The sequence below is a fragment of the Marinimicrobium alkaliphilum genome (assembly GCF_003259155.1).
In the GTDB taxonomy this organism is placed as follows: Bacteria; Pseudomonadota; Gammaproteobacteria; order Pseudomonadales; family Cellvibrionaceae; genus Marinimicrobium_A; species Marinimicrobium_A alkaliphilum.
Genome location: NZ_QGMQ01000001.1, coordinates 493,834 through 508,888, shown reverse-complemented (window position 1 = coordinate 508,888; position 15,055 = coordinate 493,834). Strand labels below are relative to the sequence as shown.

The following is a 15,055-nucleotide window of genomic DNA, read 5'->3' as shown; positions in this document are numbered from 1 at the left end:
AGAGACCACCATGAAAACCCAAACACTCTTGAGCGCTGCCTTTCTGGCTGCGCTCCTGGCAGGCTGCGGCAGTTCCGGCAGCGATGCCAACGATGACGATCCAGGCAGCCAGAGCTCCAGCTCTTTGAGCTCAGAATCCAGTCAGGACAGCAGCAGCTCATCCAGCTCCAGCTCCGACTCAAGCTCCAGCTCTTCGGTGAGCCCGCCCAATACCGGTGGGCTGAGCAATGACTGTATCAACCTGGCCACCAACCCCTCGGTCAATTGGCGGGACACCGGACTGCAATCCGACCAGGACATTGTCGAATGCCTGTCGGCCACCTTGGGGCGCGCCCTGGGCTACGGCGAAGACGCCACTGGCGGTTACGACCCCGCCGGTAGCAGTGCCTTGACCATTATCACCACCCAGGACAGCCGCCCAGTGGAGCAGCAAATCGTCGAGGCCATTGCAGGCAACGACCACAACTGGATCGTGTTCGACAAGTTTGATTTTGCCGAACCTCACGAGATTGGCCTGTACCGTAACTACTGCAACAACAGCACCGTGCTGAATCGTCTGAACGCCACGCAAGAAGAATGCGTGGACTATCGCCTTTGGTGTAGTAACCGCGGCATAAGCGACAGCGCCGCCTGTATGGAGAGCTTTTTCAACGACCGCCTCAACCTGGGCAGCCTGCCCATTCGCAACCCGGTCATCGGCTCCAACACCACCATCGATGGCCGGATGAGCCAGGCCTATTTCCGCTTCAGTGGTTTTGCCATCGGCCGTGACAGTTCCGGCAGCCCCACCCAGACCTCCAACAATGTGATCCTGACCCACCTCAACTTTCAGGGTGCGGGACACACTGAAGACCACGGCCTGGACCCGGATATGATCCGTTCCACGGGCGCCTCGGCCGATATCTGGATTCACCGCAACACCTTCGATTTGACCGGTGACTCCGCCTTTGACGTCAAGGTCGGCGCGCGCAACATTACCCTGTCCTTCAACCGGGTAACCGACGTTGTGCGGGCGGCGTTGCACGGCTCAAGTGACAGCCGCACCATCAACGAGCACATCACCACCACCTTCCATCACAACGCGTTTATTACCCGGGACGAGCGCTACATGACTTTTGGCAACACCGGGCGACGGGTACCGCTGATCCGTCGCGGCACCAGCCACATGTTCAACAACGTGTTTATCAACTATCGCAAAGACGTGTTCAGTGCCCGCGTGGGTGCACGCATTCTGTTCGAAGACAACGCTTTCGTGATCAACCAGATTCACCAAGAGAAAACGTCCGTGGAGGCGTCCTTGAGTGAGCTGAAAAACAACCTGTTGCGCGATGTGCGCACCGATGCGTCCCTGCGCGCCGAAGGTAGCCACCTGTGGTTTTCCGACGGCCTGTGTGCACTGATTGATAGCACGCAAACGGATCTCTCCACCACGTCCGGCAACGACATTCCCGATCTGGGAGCCACCTACAACACCCACTCGCGCACGCTGCGCTCGGAGCATCACCTCGACGCCGGTCAGGATCTTGTGGACTATGTCTACGCCACCGCCGGCCACGACCAGGTACTGCCGTTCAACTCACCCTTGGCGGGCGATGTGCATTATGTGCTTGCTCTGGAGCGTTGTTCAGGCACCACCAGCGCGGACTCTATCTGAATACTCTGATTAGCTGCCAACGACACAGGCGCCCCTGACCAGGTCGGGGGCTGACCTCCCTAAAATGTGACCCATACGGTAGACACCGCCCAAGGTCGGCCCTTACTATTTGCGCTCTAATCAGGATCAAACAATAACCAAGGATTTCGTCGCCATGGCCGCTCTTGACCGACGCCCCATCAAATCCCGTTCGCTGGCGGTTTTCCAGCGCCTTGCAGCGTGGCTTTCACGCACCTTTGTGACACCCAACCAGATCTCTGTGGCCAGTATCGGCTTTGCCGCACTGGGCATCCTCGGGCTCTTAGTAGTGCCCGGCTGGCCCGGGCTGGTGCTGTGTGCGCTGGGCATTCAGCTGCGCCTGCTGTGCAACCTGATCGACGGTCTGGTGGCGGTTGAGGGCGGCAAACGTTCGCCAGTGGGCGACCTGTACAACGAAGTCCCCGACCGGATCGCAGATGCGGCTCTGCTGGTGGCGCTCGGTTATGCCACAGGCCTGGACTGGCTGGGGTGGCTGGCGGCCTTGCTGGCGGTGCTGACCGCCTATGTCCGGGTGCTGGGCGGCGCCCTGGGCTTGTCTCAGGACTTTCGCGGGCCTCAGGCCAAATCCCACCGGATGGCGGTGATGACGGGCGCCTGCCTCATAGGGGCGATACTGACGCCCTGGGGCTGGGAACTGCACGCTTTGACGGTGGCACTGATCGTAATCACCACGGGTTCGACCTGGACCTGTGGCGCCCGCCTGAGTGCGATTTCCGCGTTATTACACCAGCAGGCCAGGGAGTAACGCGCGATGTTTCTGTCCCGCTGCCTCGTCTTTCTGGTGCGTCTGCTGATGGGCGCTACGCCGCGCTGGTTGGGGTGCGAACCCCATCCCCGCCAGCGTATCTATTTCGCCAATCACACCAGCCATATCGACACCCTGGCCATCTGGTCCGCCCTGCCTCCGGCCCTGCGTAAACACACCCACGCGGTCGCCGCCGCCGACTATTGGGGCAAGACGGCGCTGCGCCGCTCGATTGCGCTCAAAGGCCTGAACGCGGTGCTGGTGGAGCGCCAACCCGGTCAGGGCGGCAACCCCCTGACACCCCTGATTGACACACTGAAGCAAGGCGACTCGCTGATCATTTTCCCGGAGGGAACCCGTCGCCCCCAACGCCTGCCGGGCGAATTCAAGTCCGGCCTGTTTCGTCTCGCCCAGCAGTTTCCCGACGCGGAACTGATCCCGGTGTATCTGGAAAACCTGCACCGCTGCATGCCCAAGGGTGCCCTGCTGCCGGTGCCACTGATTTGCACCGTACGCTTTGGCGAGCCCCTGGGCCGTTTACCCGAAGAACATAAAGACGCCTTTCTGGCCCGCGCCCGACAGGCTGTGGAGGAGCTGGCATGACCCCAATGGAAAAGTTTGTCTGGTTAATCGGCGGCATCGTCGCACTACTGACCCTGGCGTCACTGATTGGCTTCGTACTGAAACGCCGGGTCCGCAGTGAGAATGGACTGGAAACCGTGCTCAATCTGCAGCAGCGGGTCAATGCCTGGTGGGTCATGATCGGCATTTTCTCGATCGCGTTTCTGCTCGGGCCCACCACCACGATCGTCCTCTTCGCGCTGATGTCGTACCTGGCCCTGCGGGAATTTCTGACCCTGACGCCCACCAGCCCCAATGACCATCGGGCGCTGTTCGTGGCCTTCTTCGTCATTATTCCTGTGCAGTTCTGGTCGATTTACGACGCCTGGTACGGCTTCTTTACCATCTTCATTCCGGTGTACGCGTTTTTGTTGCTGCCCTCACTCTCGGCCCTGGCCCAGAACACCGACCAATTTCTGGAGCGGACCGCCAAGATCCAATGGGGTGTCATGGTGGTGGTTTACTGCGTCAGCCATGTACCGGCGCTGTTGATTCTGGATATTCCCGGCTTTACCGGGCAAAACGCCCTGCTGCTGCTGTACCTGCTGCTGGTGGTCCAAATCAGCGACGTCCTGCAATACGTCTGCGGCAAACTCTGGGGCAAACACAAAATCGCCCCGGTGGTCAGCCCCTCCAAAACCGTCGAGGGCCTGGTGTTTGGCGGCGCCCTGGCCGTGGGCGTGGGCACCGCCATGTGGTGGATTACCCCCTTCGCACCCGCCTACGCCGCCGCCATTTCCCTGGTGATTGTCATCATGGGCTTCCTCGGCGGACTGGTCATGTCTGCCGTCAAGCGCAGCCTGGGCGCCAAAGACTGGGGCAGCATGATCAGCGGCCACGGCGGCATGATGGATCGGCTGGATTCGGTGTGTTTTGCAGCGCCGGTGTTTTTCCATCTGGTGCATTATTTTTATGTGCCTTAGCACGACAGCTGTTGACGCACAACCGAAACGACGTGGACAGGTACCTATCCGGTCACCAAGAAAAGCGGGCGTTGACACGCGTCCCGTCTACGTGCAGCGAAAACGACCAACCATTGCGCTCACACAGCCGTTGAACGATACCCAGACCCAGACCATACCCGTTTGGCGGTGAGGTCTCGATCGGTGGATGCTGCTTATCAGCTTCGCTGCGCACTTTGTTAGTAATAACTAACGCGTGCTCTTCGAGGTAAATCGTGATCGGACCCTGTCCATCGAGCGTGTGCTCGAACGCATTACGCACGAGATTATTGACCGCGATAGTGAAAGCCTGCGCATGTCCGCACGCGATGGGGCTAGGTCGATCATCGGTGTCGGCATTGATAAAGTCGATATCGACATCGACAGACTTGTCGTTCAACAGGTAACGCTGCTGATCTATCGCCTGCCTGACCAGTGGCATCACTAAAAATTGCTCCTGGTACAATCCTTCGTCGGTTTCGCGAGCAAGACACAAGAACATCTCAATCGTGGTTCGCATGTCTTTGGTCGAACGCCTCACCCGATCGATCACCGCCATATCAGCCGCCGACAGATCGCTTTTCTCCAGCAACTCAAGCGCGCCTGTTATCACTGTAATCGGCGTGCGCAATTCATGACTGGCTGAGCCGGTAAAGTATCGCTCCCTGGCAATAAATGCACCGATACGCTCAAGGGTCTTCTCAATGGTCTCTGCGAGCATGCGAACCTCATCATCCCCGAACCGACTTAACTCAATACGCTTATGATCGCCAGACGACAGATTTTCCAGGTCAATGCCCTCGACTATTTTCGCGAGCTGTGCGACAGGAGCGACCGCCTTACGCATCACAATCATTCCCAGCCCGAAACCAAGCGCCCCCAGCGTACCCACGACACTGGTGATAAGGAGCAGCCACCACCAATCTTCTGAAGACTCTGCTTCAATCCCGGCAACATCGAAAACCACAAATGCGCGTTGCTGTTCATTGTCGACAGCGATTACCGCAACATGCAGATCCTCGGTCGTAAACTCGTACACTCCCTCATCAGGTGCAGCCTCCCCCCACTCACGGATTGATTCCGGCAGGCTACTAGCCTCAGCATATCCACGAGGGTTCATCGTCAGAGCAGGATAACTCTCAACAGCACGCTGTAGCTGATTCACCAGCACACGGTCTTCGCTCAATCTGATCGCAGCAAAAAAAGCGAACCCCCAGACCACGCTGAGCACTGCGACGCATATCCCAAATGCAACCGCAACCCGTTTACGCAAACTGCGCCGGTACATTACTGCTCGTCCTCTGCAATTCGGTACCCGATGCGATGCACCGTATGAATTAACGGCCTGTCGAACGGGCCGTCGATAGCCTGACGTAGCCGGTAAAAGTGCGAGCGAAGCGCATCACCATCGGGTCGTTCGTCAGCCCACAACAAGGTTTCGAGATCATCGCGGGTCACGACAGACGGCGCCTCCTCCATCAGTCGCTCTAGTAGCCTCATTCCCGCAGGAGTGAGATCGACGCGCCGCCCCCCGCGATGCACCTGCCGCGTGGACCGGTTCATCGTCAGGTCACCCACCGTTAACAGGTTGTCCGAATTTCGGTGGCTGCGTTTGCACAGCGCCTGTAGTCGCGCATGCAGCTCTTGCAATGCGAATGGCTTGATCAGATAGTCATCGGCTCCGGCCTCAAACCCCTTGAGCTTATCGTCAAGCGTGTCTCTCGCCGTCAGCATAAGCACGGGCGTTCCTACCGCGCCTTCAGCGCGCAGTTTTTGGCAGAAACTCAGACCATCCATCCCTGGAAGCATCAAGTCCAGCACAATAACGTCGTACCTATTCGATAACGCCAGGTGCATGGCCCTTATGCCGTCATAGGAGAAATCAAGCACATAACTGTGTTTTTCAAGGTACGCAGCAATGTTCCCGGAAATATCGCGATTGTCTTCGACAATCAACGCTCTAATCGGAACTTCACCAAGTTTTCGCACCATCCCCTACCCCCTTACCAAGCATAGTCCAGCCGCAGACCAATCAGCGGCTCGGCTTCACTTTCGTCTTTCACCACAACGCCTCGGCGGTAGTCAAATTCGGAATCGTCACTCGAGGACGATGCGGTTACGTTAATAACATCGAGAAAGGTTGTAACATCAACGGGACCGAATGCGCGTCGATAGTCAACCCGCACGTTCAGCAAGCTGTAACCGCTTCTGCGACCGACATTGCTCGCTGTGATCTCTTTTGAGTATCGCATGGGCTGTCCGGGCCCCAGCACGTCTGAGTGAATAATAAATTCTTCGTCTGGCCTGCCAGAGAGATATTTGTAACGCCCCGCAACCTTCAAGCGGTCAGTAACCTCCCAGGTCAGGCCCAGGGTCGCGACATGCTTCCGGCTGAAGTCGGCGGGCAGAGCGCCACGACCATCCTGCCGATCTATGACGATATCGTTGTAGGAGTAAGTGGCGGTCGTGTAAAGACCTTCGCGAATCGCACCGTTCACCACAAAATCGACACCGTACGATGTACCTTCACCAATGTTAGCGAAAGTACGGTTTGTTCGATCAAGGTCCACTACCAGGTTATCGAGGTCTTGGTGATAGGCCTCCGTCAACACCGACCAATCGTTGTTCAGGAAATATTTTAAACCGATACTTTTATGCATAATTCTTTCGGCCCCGAGGTTGTTTGACTCGTTAGCGGCGAGTTCTAAAAACCGTGGCGATTGATGAAAGAGTCCGGCGGTCGCAAAATATCGAACCTTTCTGCTCGGCTGCCAGTTAACGCTGAACCTGGGTGACGCGAAGCTTTCATCGGAGAAACCGTCCCGCTCGACCCGCAAGCCGGCTCCAAAGCTCCAAGCATCAAGGTCGAAAACCTGGTTTACGTACCCAGCATAGCTGGTTTCTTTCCGATTCACTGAAGCGTTGATATTCTCAGGCGTCAGGACAATAAAGCGCTGTTCGGGGTCCGGCCTAAAATCACCGCTATCGTAAACAAATCGGTTCCAATCGCCATCCAGGACAGTGCTATAACCGAGCTCTATTTGGGTTAACCGGACACCGGTACTGAAGACACCCCATTGATTCACTGTCTCCAAATCACTTCGCCAGCCGGTTTCCGTTTCACTTTCACTGATGGTAATAATGTTCTCGCGCACAGGAAAACTGGACGCGGGCGCCCCCTCGGGCACGAGATCAGGAAACGCTTCGCCCTCAGAGCTTATCTTGTCGCTATTCCGGTAATAAATTTTATTGGTCAAAACCGATGATTCACCGATCAGTGATCGCAATGTCAGCCCGTAAAGGTCACTATCCTGTTCAGAATCTTGAAGTGAAGTATCTTCAAAGTTGGGTGATTCAAAAACATGAGTCACGTCGCGAGTATAGTCTTCGTGCGTATCTATCAGTAAAACTTCGAGCGTGTGGTTCTCATTAATGGGAATGACCGACTTTACGATAATGTCTCTTAAAATGGGCTCACCAATATCCAGTTCGTCGATCGTTTCAAATAAAGCACCGAAGTCCAATCGTCGAGCAGAAACGAGCATCGTTGCGCCTTCAGTGATACCTGCGGGGCCGTCGTAGCCAATCTCATAGCCTGCAAGGTCAAGGCGCAGGCTTGCTGAAGGGCTTGGGTTACCGCCGGCGACTTCCAACTTGAGTAGCGATGCCGATCGACCACCATAGGCAGGGCCCCACCCGCCCGGCGAGAACTCGGCACCACTAATAACGTTCGGCGCGAAAATCGAGAAACGACCGCCACCACTGACATCTTCGTTTTCACCTATCGATGCATCAAAGTGCATCACTTTATCAAAGGGAAAGTCGTCCACAAATAACAGGTTATCTCTTGGCCCACGGCCGCGTACGCTAAAGCTCGCGAATTCACCGGTGGACGCCAGGCCGGGCAAACCGTCCAGCGAGAGGAGCGGGTCTGCGCCACCGCCAACAGCACTTCGCAAGGATTCTCTATCGATATAAGTGCTGGAAGCTGATAGAGCGGCAGACCTATTTACCTGCCGTGCCCGAACCAGCACTTCGTCAATAGTCTGCGGCCTGAGCGCGAAGCCAACCTGGACATTTTTGCGGGTTAGCACACGTATGCTGGGCTCAAACGCCGTAGCAAACCCGCTGCTATCGACGGTTACCGAGTAGAGGCCGGGGTCGAGCTGTTCTACGACGACACGGCCTTGTGCGTCGGTCTCCACTGACTGCGTGGCGCCGGTTTCCCGTCGCGTTATCGTAACTTCCGCGGCGGAAAGTGGCCGCTCGGTCTGATCCCTCACAATGATCGTCAGCGCCCCGGGCGCCTCGGCGGCGTGAGCCACCAGTGAAAATCCAACCAGGAGCATCGACAGGGTTAACCACAATACCTGTCTCAAATGTCTCCCCATACTGCTCAATAGCCTGCTCATATTGCTATCCCTCCGAGAATCGACCGCCATTGATTAATGTAACGGTGGGAGGTTAACAGCACCCATGTGACTAAAACGTCGCTAAAAGGTGAACACACCATGGCCGGTGGGCCGGACAGGACGCACCTCTTCTGATCCACGCATTCAGTATAGCTGGAGAACAGGTCGGCGCACGCCGCTGCCATTTCCCTGGTGATTGTCATCATGGGCTTCCTGGGCGGACTGGTCATGCCCGCCGTCAAGCGCAGCCTGGGCGCCAAAGACTGGGGCAGCATGATCAGCGGCCACGGCGGCATAATGGATCGGCTGGATTCGGTGTGTTTTGCGGCACCGGTGTTTTTCCATCTGGTGCATTATTTTTATGTGCCTTAGCACGACAGCTGTTGACGCACAGCCGAAACGAAGTGGACGAGTACGCTCAAGGGTCTTCTCAATGGTCTCTGCGAGCAAGCGAACCTCATCATCCCCGAACCTCAAAGAACACCGCCAGTTGCCCGACACTTTGATGGCATAGATGAACAAGTACTCTCAAATGGGCGGCTCTCTACCGGCACTCATAACTATCGGCCGATGCCTCGTCCCCACCGGTATAGTGCGGGTACTCCGGATAGGCGCAGAGCTTGCGGCTGGCGGGCTCCGGCTCTTCTCGCGAGGCGATGACATCGCCCGGCGCTTCGCCGTTTTCCACCCAGTCGACGACAGCGCTCAGCAGATCAAAGGAATCGTAGGTATTGGCCCCACCGGCGCAATGGCCCATGCCGGGTACGTGATAGTACCGACTGGCATCACTCCAGCCCTCATTGGCTTCGCCGGCCCGCTGATAAAACCCGAGGGTGTCGAAGGCCGAGAACCAGGCGTCACTGACGCCGTGATAGAACAGGACCTTTCCACCGCGATCGAGGAAGGTAGAAAAGTTGGTCCAGTTATAGCTGTCAGTGCGCCCCTGCATCGGATCATCGCGTAGCCGTGCATCTTCGGCATCGATATCGATCTCGGTTTGCTGGGCGCTGGCGCCGGGCGAGAAGAAATTCTCACCCGGAATATAGGTCATGTTCCCCTGGATCATGCCGGTATCGACGGGAAAGGCGGGATAGATCTCGTAGCCGGCGCTGTTGACCAGTGGCGCGAAAGCCTTGTCGAGCGCGTCGGCCTGGGCCTGTGAGATACACGAATCGTCTCCCTCTTCCTCGCAGACCAGCAGGTTGGGGTCGAAGTCACAGCCACCGACATTGGAGACCACTCCGTCTTCAAGGCCATCCAGACCGTCGCATTGCGCCAGAAGCCCGTCATGCGCCGCGCGGCGTTCTGCAGTAGAAAAAGCGCGGCCGATCTGCGGATTTCCCTCGTCGTCACGGGGCGCTATCTCGTTAAAGGCCACGACCGCCTTACGCAGGGCGAAATTCGAATGCCCCGTGCGCATGGCCGGCGCGCCGACCACAGCGCCGTCGAACAGCATGGGGTAGCGCTGCGCGGCCAACATACTCTCGCGCCCCCCAGTCGAGCAGCCGGAAATATAGGTATGATGCGCCGCCTGCCTGTAATAAGCCTGCACAATCTCCTTGCCCAGTTCGGTCACCTTGGCCACCGACTGTCCGGCAAAATCGAGCGCAGCCTCCTGATCGGCCATAAAAGACGCATCGAAACCGCCCTGCCCCTTATGTCCACCATCGGTGGAAATCACCGCAAAACCGCGCACCAACGCCGGCGTGTCACCAGCGGCATTGGCGCCAAGCGGGGGGTGCACGGTGCCATTCAGCCCGCCGCCACCCTGAAACAGGAAGCGCCCGTTCCAATCCGCCGGCATGGCCAGCGCGAAACCGAGGCCATAGGTCTTGCCATCCGCCCCTGTGCGCTCATTGCTAATGCCCTCGACATAACAATGGTCGGGCAGCTCAACCCCGGCGCTATCGGGACCGGCGCCGAAGCTGAATGAACCGGCCGGTTTTTCCTCTGCGTTGGTGATTTCGGTGTTCGCCATTTCAAGCCCAGTCAATGCCGAGCAGGAGTTCTCGGCCGCCGTTGTGTCGCCGCCGGAAAAGCCGTCTACCCCACATCCCACGACAGCCAACGCTGCTAGTGCAATCGTCAATCGGTTCATTAACTTCGTTCCTTATTATTGCTGCTTCACATACCTCAAGGCAGAGCGCAGGCATTTCTTCTCATTGGCTAGGTTTGTCAGATATGTTGACCGCTATGCCGCCCACCTTTGGTGATTGATAGCCAGGTCGAGAGTCAATTCAAAAACGCGGTCACGCTTCTGTGTAAATAGGTTCTTGTCATAGCTCTCTTCTGGAAGGTGTTCATCCAACACTGCACCCACTTCATCACGCACAGCAAGCCTGGTCTGACTGTCTTTGTACCAGTCTTGCACTAGTACTTTTGGCTTTTCCTCGGTAAGGCGCTTGAGTAACGCTCTGGCAGCGAGGCGCACTCTCTTCTCCTCGGCTTTGGTCATATTTTCTTTACAGAGAAGGTCGTATATTTCCAGTTCATCTTCAGTAAGCCCTTTACGGATATGTCGACTTTCTTCTTCCTTTAAGGATGCCATCTCTTCCATCAGCTGGGCGTAAGACTCATCCGCCGAGCTACTGCCCGCATTATAATTATCGATGATTTCCTGCAGGCGCTCGGCAAAATCGCGGCGGGTGCGGTTTTGATTGAGCATGTCCTGCAGTTTCTTTTCCAGAAAGGCGCGCAAATCGGCAATCTCGATGTTTTTGTACTTGGCCTGCTTGAAATCCTCTTTGAGTTTGTCGAAGTCGACTTTGCTCAGATCCCAAGTCCTGCCTTTCTGTTCGATCTTCCAGTCTGCCGGATTCTCTTTGACTTGGCCAAATTTCTGGCCATCAACAACCAGGCTTTCATCAAGTAATTCGTTGATTTTCCGGGTGGCCGAGTCAATGTCCTGTTGCTCGATAATGCTATCCAGAACACCACGAAGGTATTGGAACAGGGCCACTTTCCGAACAACAGGGTCACCCAAAATCTCCGGCTTGCAGGCTTCATAAAGCGCCGTAATGGTGTTCTCAAACACCTTGAAGGATTGCCGCCATTCGTCCTTCACAAGCAGTGTATCTGCCCATTCGTTAAACAGCCCGACCTGTTTGAACACATCGTCGGCTGCCAACGCCGTGTCGATAATAATATCCCGCTCGGCACAAAATAGGCGTGCCTGCTCGATCGCATCGGTTAACAGCGTGAATAGTTCGTCCTTATCCTTGACTGGCGGCTCGTCTCCCCCGTCATCCCCCTGACCATAATCCTTAATGGCCTTTCTCAGGCGACCAATCACGCCATAATAATCAACAATCTCTCCGTTGGTTTTTTCCACACCGTTGATGCGGTGCGAACTCACCCGGTTGGCGCGGGCGATGGTCTGCATTAGGGTGTGGTCTTTCTGGGGCTTATCGAGGTAGAGCGTGGAGACGGTTGGAGCATCGAAGCCGGTCAGCCACATGGCGCACACAAAAACCAGCTGAAGTGGGTGCTCCGGGTCCTTGTAGTTGTATTCCAGATCGTGCCCGTGGGCATCAAGTTGGTCCATCCGCTTTCGGTGCGGCCGAATATCCAGCTTCTGGGCGTCGAACTTTTCTTCCTCGCCATTTTCGGCGCTCACCACCACCGCCATTTTCACCTTGCGCATCCACTCCAGGCGCTTTTGCAGGCGCGCCTTGTGGACCTCATCTGGCGTCTTTTTAATTTCGCCGCGCAGCGCCTTGATGTCTTCTTTCCATAAGCGCTGCACCTTGTCATACATCTTCACAGCGGTGAATTTGTCCACTGCAATCAGCATACCTTTACCCAGATAGCCCCGGCGTGGAAAGTGGTAGACTAAATCCCGGGCGATGGTCTCCAGCCGGTCATCGCGCTTTATCACTTGCAACTCAGTGGCAAAGCGCCGCTCCAGTTTTTCCTGCTGCGCCTCTTCAAGGTTTTCGTCTTCCAGAATTTCGTAGAATTCGTCGCTCAAATCCTCGTTCTGATTCAGCACCTCCGGCACACGCTTTTTGTAGAACAGCGGCACCGTGGCGCCATCGTCCATGGACTGACTGAAGTTGTATTCCGATACATAATCACCAAACCAGTCATTGGTCTTGCGTTCGCGCCCCAGCAGCGGTGTGCCAGTAAAGGCCAGGTACTGAGCATTGGGAAGGCCGGCGCGCATGTTCTCGGCTAGGGATTTGTACTGGGTGCGGTGCGCCTCATCCACAATTGCAATAATATCGTCGCGGTCCGACAACACCGGATAGCGCTTGCCCTTGGGCCAGCGAAACTTCTGAATCAGGGTAAACACCAGCTTCTTGTTCTGGCCAAGAAAGGCGCGCATTTGTTCGCTATTTTTAGGCTGGGCGGCATCGGCCTTTTTTACGGTTTCGGTATTGAGGAAGTTACGATAAATCTGCCGGTCGAGGTCGTCGCGGTCGGTTACCACCACAAAACTATAGTTACCCGCCACCTTGCGGATAATCTTGCGCGCATAGAAGATCATGGAAAAACTCTTGCCCGAGCCTTGGGTATGCCAGAATACGCCAAGCTTGCCCCCGAACTCACCCCGGCGCAGAAATTTGTCGAAGCCCTTGTTCACCCCAATAAATTGGTGGTTCTGGGCAATGATTTTCTGCGTGCCCTTGTGGTAAATAACAAAGTTTTCCACATAGTCCAGCAGCTTTTCCTTGGCGCACAAGCCCTGAAGGAAGCGCTCGGTACTGGTGCCCTGCTCGCGAATCTGCTCGCGGCGTATCTTTTCCTTCTCGTCTTCCGGGCGCAGCCAATGGAAAAAGTGCTCCCACTCGGCGCTCAGGCTGCCCAGGCGTGTTTCGAGTCCGTTGCTGAATACACAAAACACATTGGTGAGAAACAACTGCGGGATGTCGGCCTTGTAATTGGTCAGGTTATCGTCGTAGGCACTGCGCAGTTTGACGTTGGAGTTCTTCAGCTCAATAAACACCAATGGCAAGCCGTTGATATACAGCAGAATATCCGGCCGCCGATAGCCCGCCTTGGCCGCCGCGCCGGTGCTTTGAATCCATAGCTGGGTCACCGCGAGAAAGTGGTTGTTCTCCGGCGCCTCAAAGTCAATCAGCGTGACTCGCTCTTTGCGGTTACGACCGTAATTGTCTTTGAAGTCGACCCGCACGCCGTCCCGGATCAGGCTGTCCAGATCGCGGTTGGCCACCATGATGGCCATGGCCTGGCGTTGTTCACAGACCTGGTCCAGCGCATCGTCGATGGCGGTTTCGGGTATGTCTGGGTTCAGATGCACCGCCGCGGCTTTCAGGCGATCGCGCAGGATCACTTCGCGCTTGTGCGCGCGCCCCGAGCCATCATTCAGATCCGCGGCATCGCAGGTGTAGCAGTCCAGCACGTCATAGCCATACAGGTGTTGCAAACGCTGCACCATGGCCTGTTCAATGTTGTCTTCAGACAGGAAGTTCGGCATCGGCTAGGGCGCTCCCTTTATATCCAAAGGTGGCATGTCCAGGGGCGGCAGGTTGAACAGCAGTTGCACCAGCTCGCGGTTGATGTAGTAGTTTTCGCGACCCAACCGGTGCTTGTCGAGAATGCCGCCTTTGGCCAGCTCATCCAGATAACGGGTGGCGGTGGCGCGCGACACGCCCAGGTCGTGCTCGACAAAAGCCACTTTGGTATAGGGGTGATAAAAAATATTGTTGATCAGATCCTGGCTGTAAAACCTGTAACGGGCACGAATGTCATGCTTTTGTTTCTGCAGCAAACGGGCGATCTGCTCCACCAGAGCGGTGGTGTGGCGCGCCGTTACCGCCACGCCACGCAAAAGGTAGAGCAACCAGCCCTCCCATTCGCCGCTGTCCCGTACCTTTTGCAGCTCGGCGTAGTAATCCGCCTTGGTCTGGCTGATGTAACGACTCAAATACAGGATGGGCGAATCCAGCAGGCCGGCACGCACCAAAAACAGGATATTGAGAATGCGCCCGGTGCGTCCATTGCCGTCGTAAAACGGGTGGATGGTCTCAAACTGATGGTGCATCACCGCCATGCGCACCAGCGGGTCCAGGTCATTTTCAGCCGACGTATCGGCGGCATGAATCCAGTTCACCAACTCGTCCATCAGGGCGGGCAGCTGCTCCGGCGAGGGCGGTTCATACACCACCTTGCCGCTGCGCTCGTTCTTCAGCACGGTGCCGGGGGTGCGGCGCAAGCCGGCGTCGTTGCCCTCCAGTGTGGCCTGCACTTTAAGAATGGTGCTCAGGCGCAGCAGGCCGGAGGCGCGCACGGCCTGAAAACCCACCTCCAGGCTCTGGGCATACCAGGCCACTTCTTTGCTGCCCGGGTCCACCGAGCCGGGCTGTACCTGATAGCGGTAGAGCGCATCCTGGGTGGTGATGATGTTCTCGATTTCCGAGCTGCTTTGCGCCTCCTGCAGGGACAGGGTGGACACCAGCAGCCGCTCGTTGGGAATGCTGCGGGCCACGCCTTTCAGCTCCGCCAAATGCCGATGGGCCGCCACCAGCGCCCGCAACACCGCCGGGGTCTCCAGCGGCCCCCGGGGTTGAAAGTGTTCGCGGATGCTCAGCGCCATGGCAGCACTCCCGACGGGTTAGAAGATAACTCGCTCAAAAATCGCCTTTTTTGAGCGATTCATAAGGCATCTTCTCAGATTTAC

11 protein-coding genes are annotated in these 15,055 nt (G+C 56.6%); 5 read left to right on the top strand and 6 right to left on the bottom strand.

The window, feature by feature from the left end; all coding sequences use genetic code 11:
* The first annotated feature begins 10 nt into the window (after positions 1-10).
* From DKW72_RS02310 to DKW72_RS02295, 4 genes are all read left to right on the top strand, one after another.
* Positions 11-1,654: a pectate lyase family protein gene (locus DKW72_RS02310; RefSeq protein WP_232522282.1), complete on the top strand. Its 1,644-nt coding sequence runs from the start codon at positions 11-13 to the stop codon at positions 1,652-1,654.
* A 154-nt stretch (positions 1,655-1,808) separates the two neighbouring features.
* A complete protein-coding gene (locus DKW72_RS02305; protein ID WP_111640684.1) occupies positions 1,809-2,438 on the top strand; it encodes a CDP-alcohol phosphatidyltransferase family protein in 630 nt (209 codons plus the stop codon).
* 6 nt (positions 2,439-2,444) lie between these two features.
* Positions 2,445-3,041, top strand: coding sequence for a lysophospholipid acyltransferase family protein (locus tag DKW72_RS02300; protein ID WP_111640683.1), 597 nt, complete (start codon positions 2,445-2,447; stop codon positions 3,039-3,041).
* Complete coding sequence (locus DKW72_RS02295; RefSeq protein WP_111640682.1) at positions 3,038-3,982, top strand: phosphatidate cytidylyltransferase; 945 nt, start codon at positions 3,038-3,040, stop codon at positions 3,980-3,982. The genes DKW72_RS02300 and DKW72_RS02295 overlap by 4 nt, the downstream gene beginning before the upstream one ends.
* Positions 3,983-4,034: 52 nt before the next feature.
* Here the strand turns inward: DKW72_RS02295 and DKW72_RS02290 are convergent, their stop codons facing one another.
* The 3 genes from DKW72_RS02290 to DKW72_RS02280 are packed head-to-tail and all read right to left on the bottom strand — an operon-like array spanning position 4,035 to position 8,412.
* On the bottom strand, positions 4,035-5,288 hold the full coding sequence (locus tag DKW72_RS02290; protein ID WP_111640681.1) for a sensor histidine kinase: 1,254 nt from the start codon (positions 5,286-5,288) through the stop codon (positions 4,035-4,037).
* Positions 5,288-5,992 (bottom strand): response regulator transcription factor, encoded by a 705-nt coding sequence (locus DKW72_RS02285; protein WP_111640680.1) that lies wholly within the window; start codon positions 5,990-5,992, stop codon positions 5,288-5,290. The genes DKW72_RS02290 and DKW72_RS02285 overlap by 1 nt, the downstream gene beginning before the upstream one ends.
* Positions 5,993-6,003: 11 nt before the next feature.
* Positions 6,004-8,412, bottom strand: coding sequence for a TonB-dependent receptor (locus DKW72_RS02280; protein WP_198411190.1), 2,409 nt, complete (start codon positions 8,410-8,412; stop codon positions 6,004-6,006).
* Positions 8,413-8,565: 153 nt separating this feature from the next.
* On the opposite strand from DKW72_RS02280, the gene DKW72_RS02275 reads away from it, so the two are divergent.
* Positions 8,566-8,784, top strand: coding sequence for a phosphatidate cytidylyltransferase (locus DKW72_RS02275; RefSeq protein ID WP_269777873.1), 219 nt, complete (start codon positions 8,566-8,568; stop codon positions 8,782-8,784).
* Between the two features lie 172 nt (positions 8,785-8,956).
* Here DKW72_RS02275 and DKW72_RS02270 read toward each other — a convergent pair whose 3' ends face one another.
* The 3 genes from DKW72_RS02270 to DKW72_RS02260 form a co-directional block, all read right to left on the bottom strand.
* The gene (locus tag DKW72_RS02270; RefSeq protein WP_198411188.1) at positions 8,957-10,501 is read right to left on the bottom strand and encodes a tannase/feruloyl esterase family alpha/beta hydrolase; all 1,545 of its coding nucleotides are present in this window, start codon (positions 10,499-10,501) and stop codon (positions 8,957-8,959) included.
* A gap of 102 nt (positions 10,502-10,603) precedes the next feature.
* Positions 10,604-13,852 carry a type I restriction endonuclease subunit R gene (locus DKW72_RS02265; protein ID WP_111640678.1) on the bottom strand — a complete coding sequence of 1,083 codons (3,249 nt, stop codon included), beginning with the start codon at positions 13,850-13,852 and terminating at the stop codon, positions 10,604-10,606.
* A gap of 3 nt (positions 13,853-13,855) precedes the next feature.
* Positions 13,856-14,971 (bottom strand): Fic family protein, encoded by a 1,116-nt coding sequence (locus DKW72_RS02260; protein WP_111640677.1) that lies wholly within the window; start codon positions 14,969-14,971, stop codon positions 13,856-13,858.
* Between the last annotated feature and the right edge of the window lie 84 nt (positions 14,972-15,055).

Coding starts and splice junctions, on each gene's coding strand:
- DKW72_RS02310 (WP_232522282.1), top strand. CDS start 11: ATGAAAACCCAAACACTCTTGAGCGCTGCCTTTCTGGCTGCGCTCCTG.
- DKW72_RS02305 (WP_111640684.1), top strand. CDS start 1,809: ATGGCCGCTCTTGACCGACGCCCCATCAAATCCCGTTCGCTGGCGGTT.
- DKW72_RS02300 (WP_111640683.1), top strand. CDS start 2,445: ATGTTTCTGTCCCGCTGCCTCGTCTTTCTGGTGCGTCTGCTGATGGGC.
- DKW72_RS02295 (WP_111640682.1), top strand. CDS start 3,038: ATGACCCCAATGGAAAAGTTTGTCTGGTTAATCGGCGGCATCGTCGCA.
- DKW72_RS02290 (WP_111640681.1), bottom strand. CDS start 5,288: ATGTACCGGCGCAGTTTGCGTAAACGGGTTGCGGTTGCATTTGGGATA.
- DKW72_RS02285 (WP_111640680.1), bottom strand. CDS start 5,992: ATGGTGCGAAAACTTGGTGAAGTTCCGATTAGAGCGTTGATTGTCGAA.
- DKW72_RS02280 (WP_198411190.1), bottom strand. CDS start 8,412: ATGAGCAGGCTATTGAGCAGTATGGGGAGACATTTGAGACAGGTATTG.
- DKW72_RS02265 (WP_111640678.1), bottom strand. CDS start 13,852: ATGCCGAACTTCCTGTCTGAAGACAACATTGAACAGGCCATGGTGCAG.
- DKW72_RS02260 (WP_111640677.1), bottom strand. CDS start 14,971: ATGGCGCTGAGCATCCGCGAACACTTTCAACCCCGGGGGCCGCTGGAG.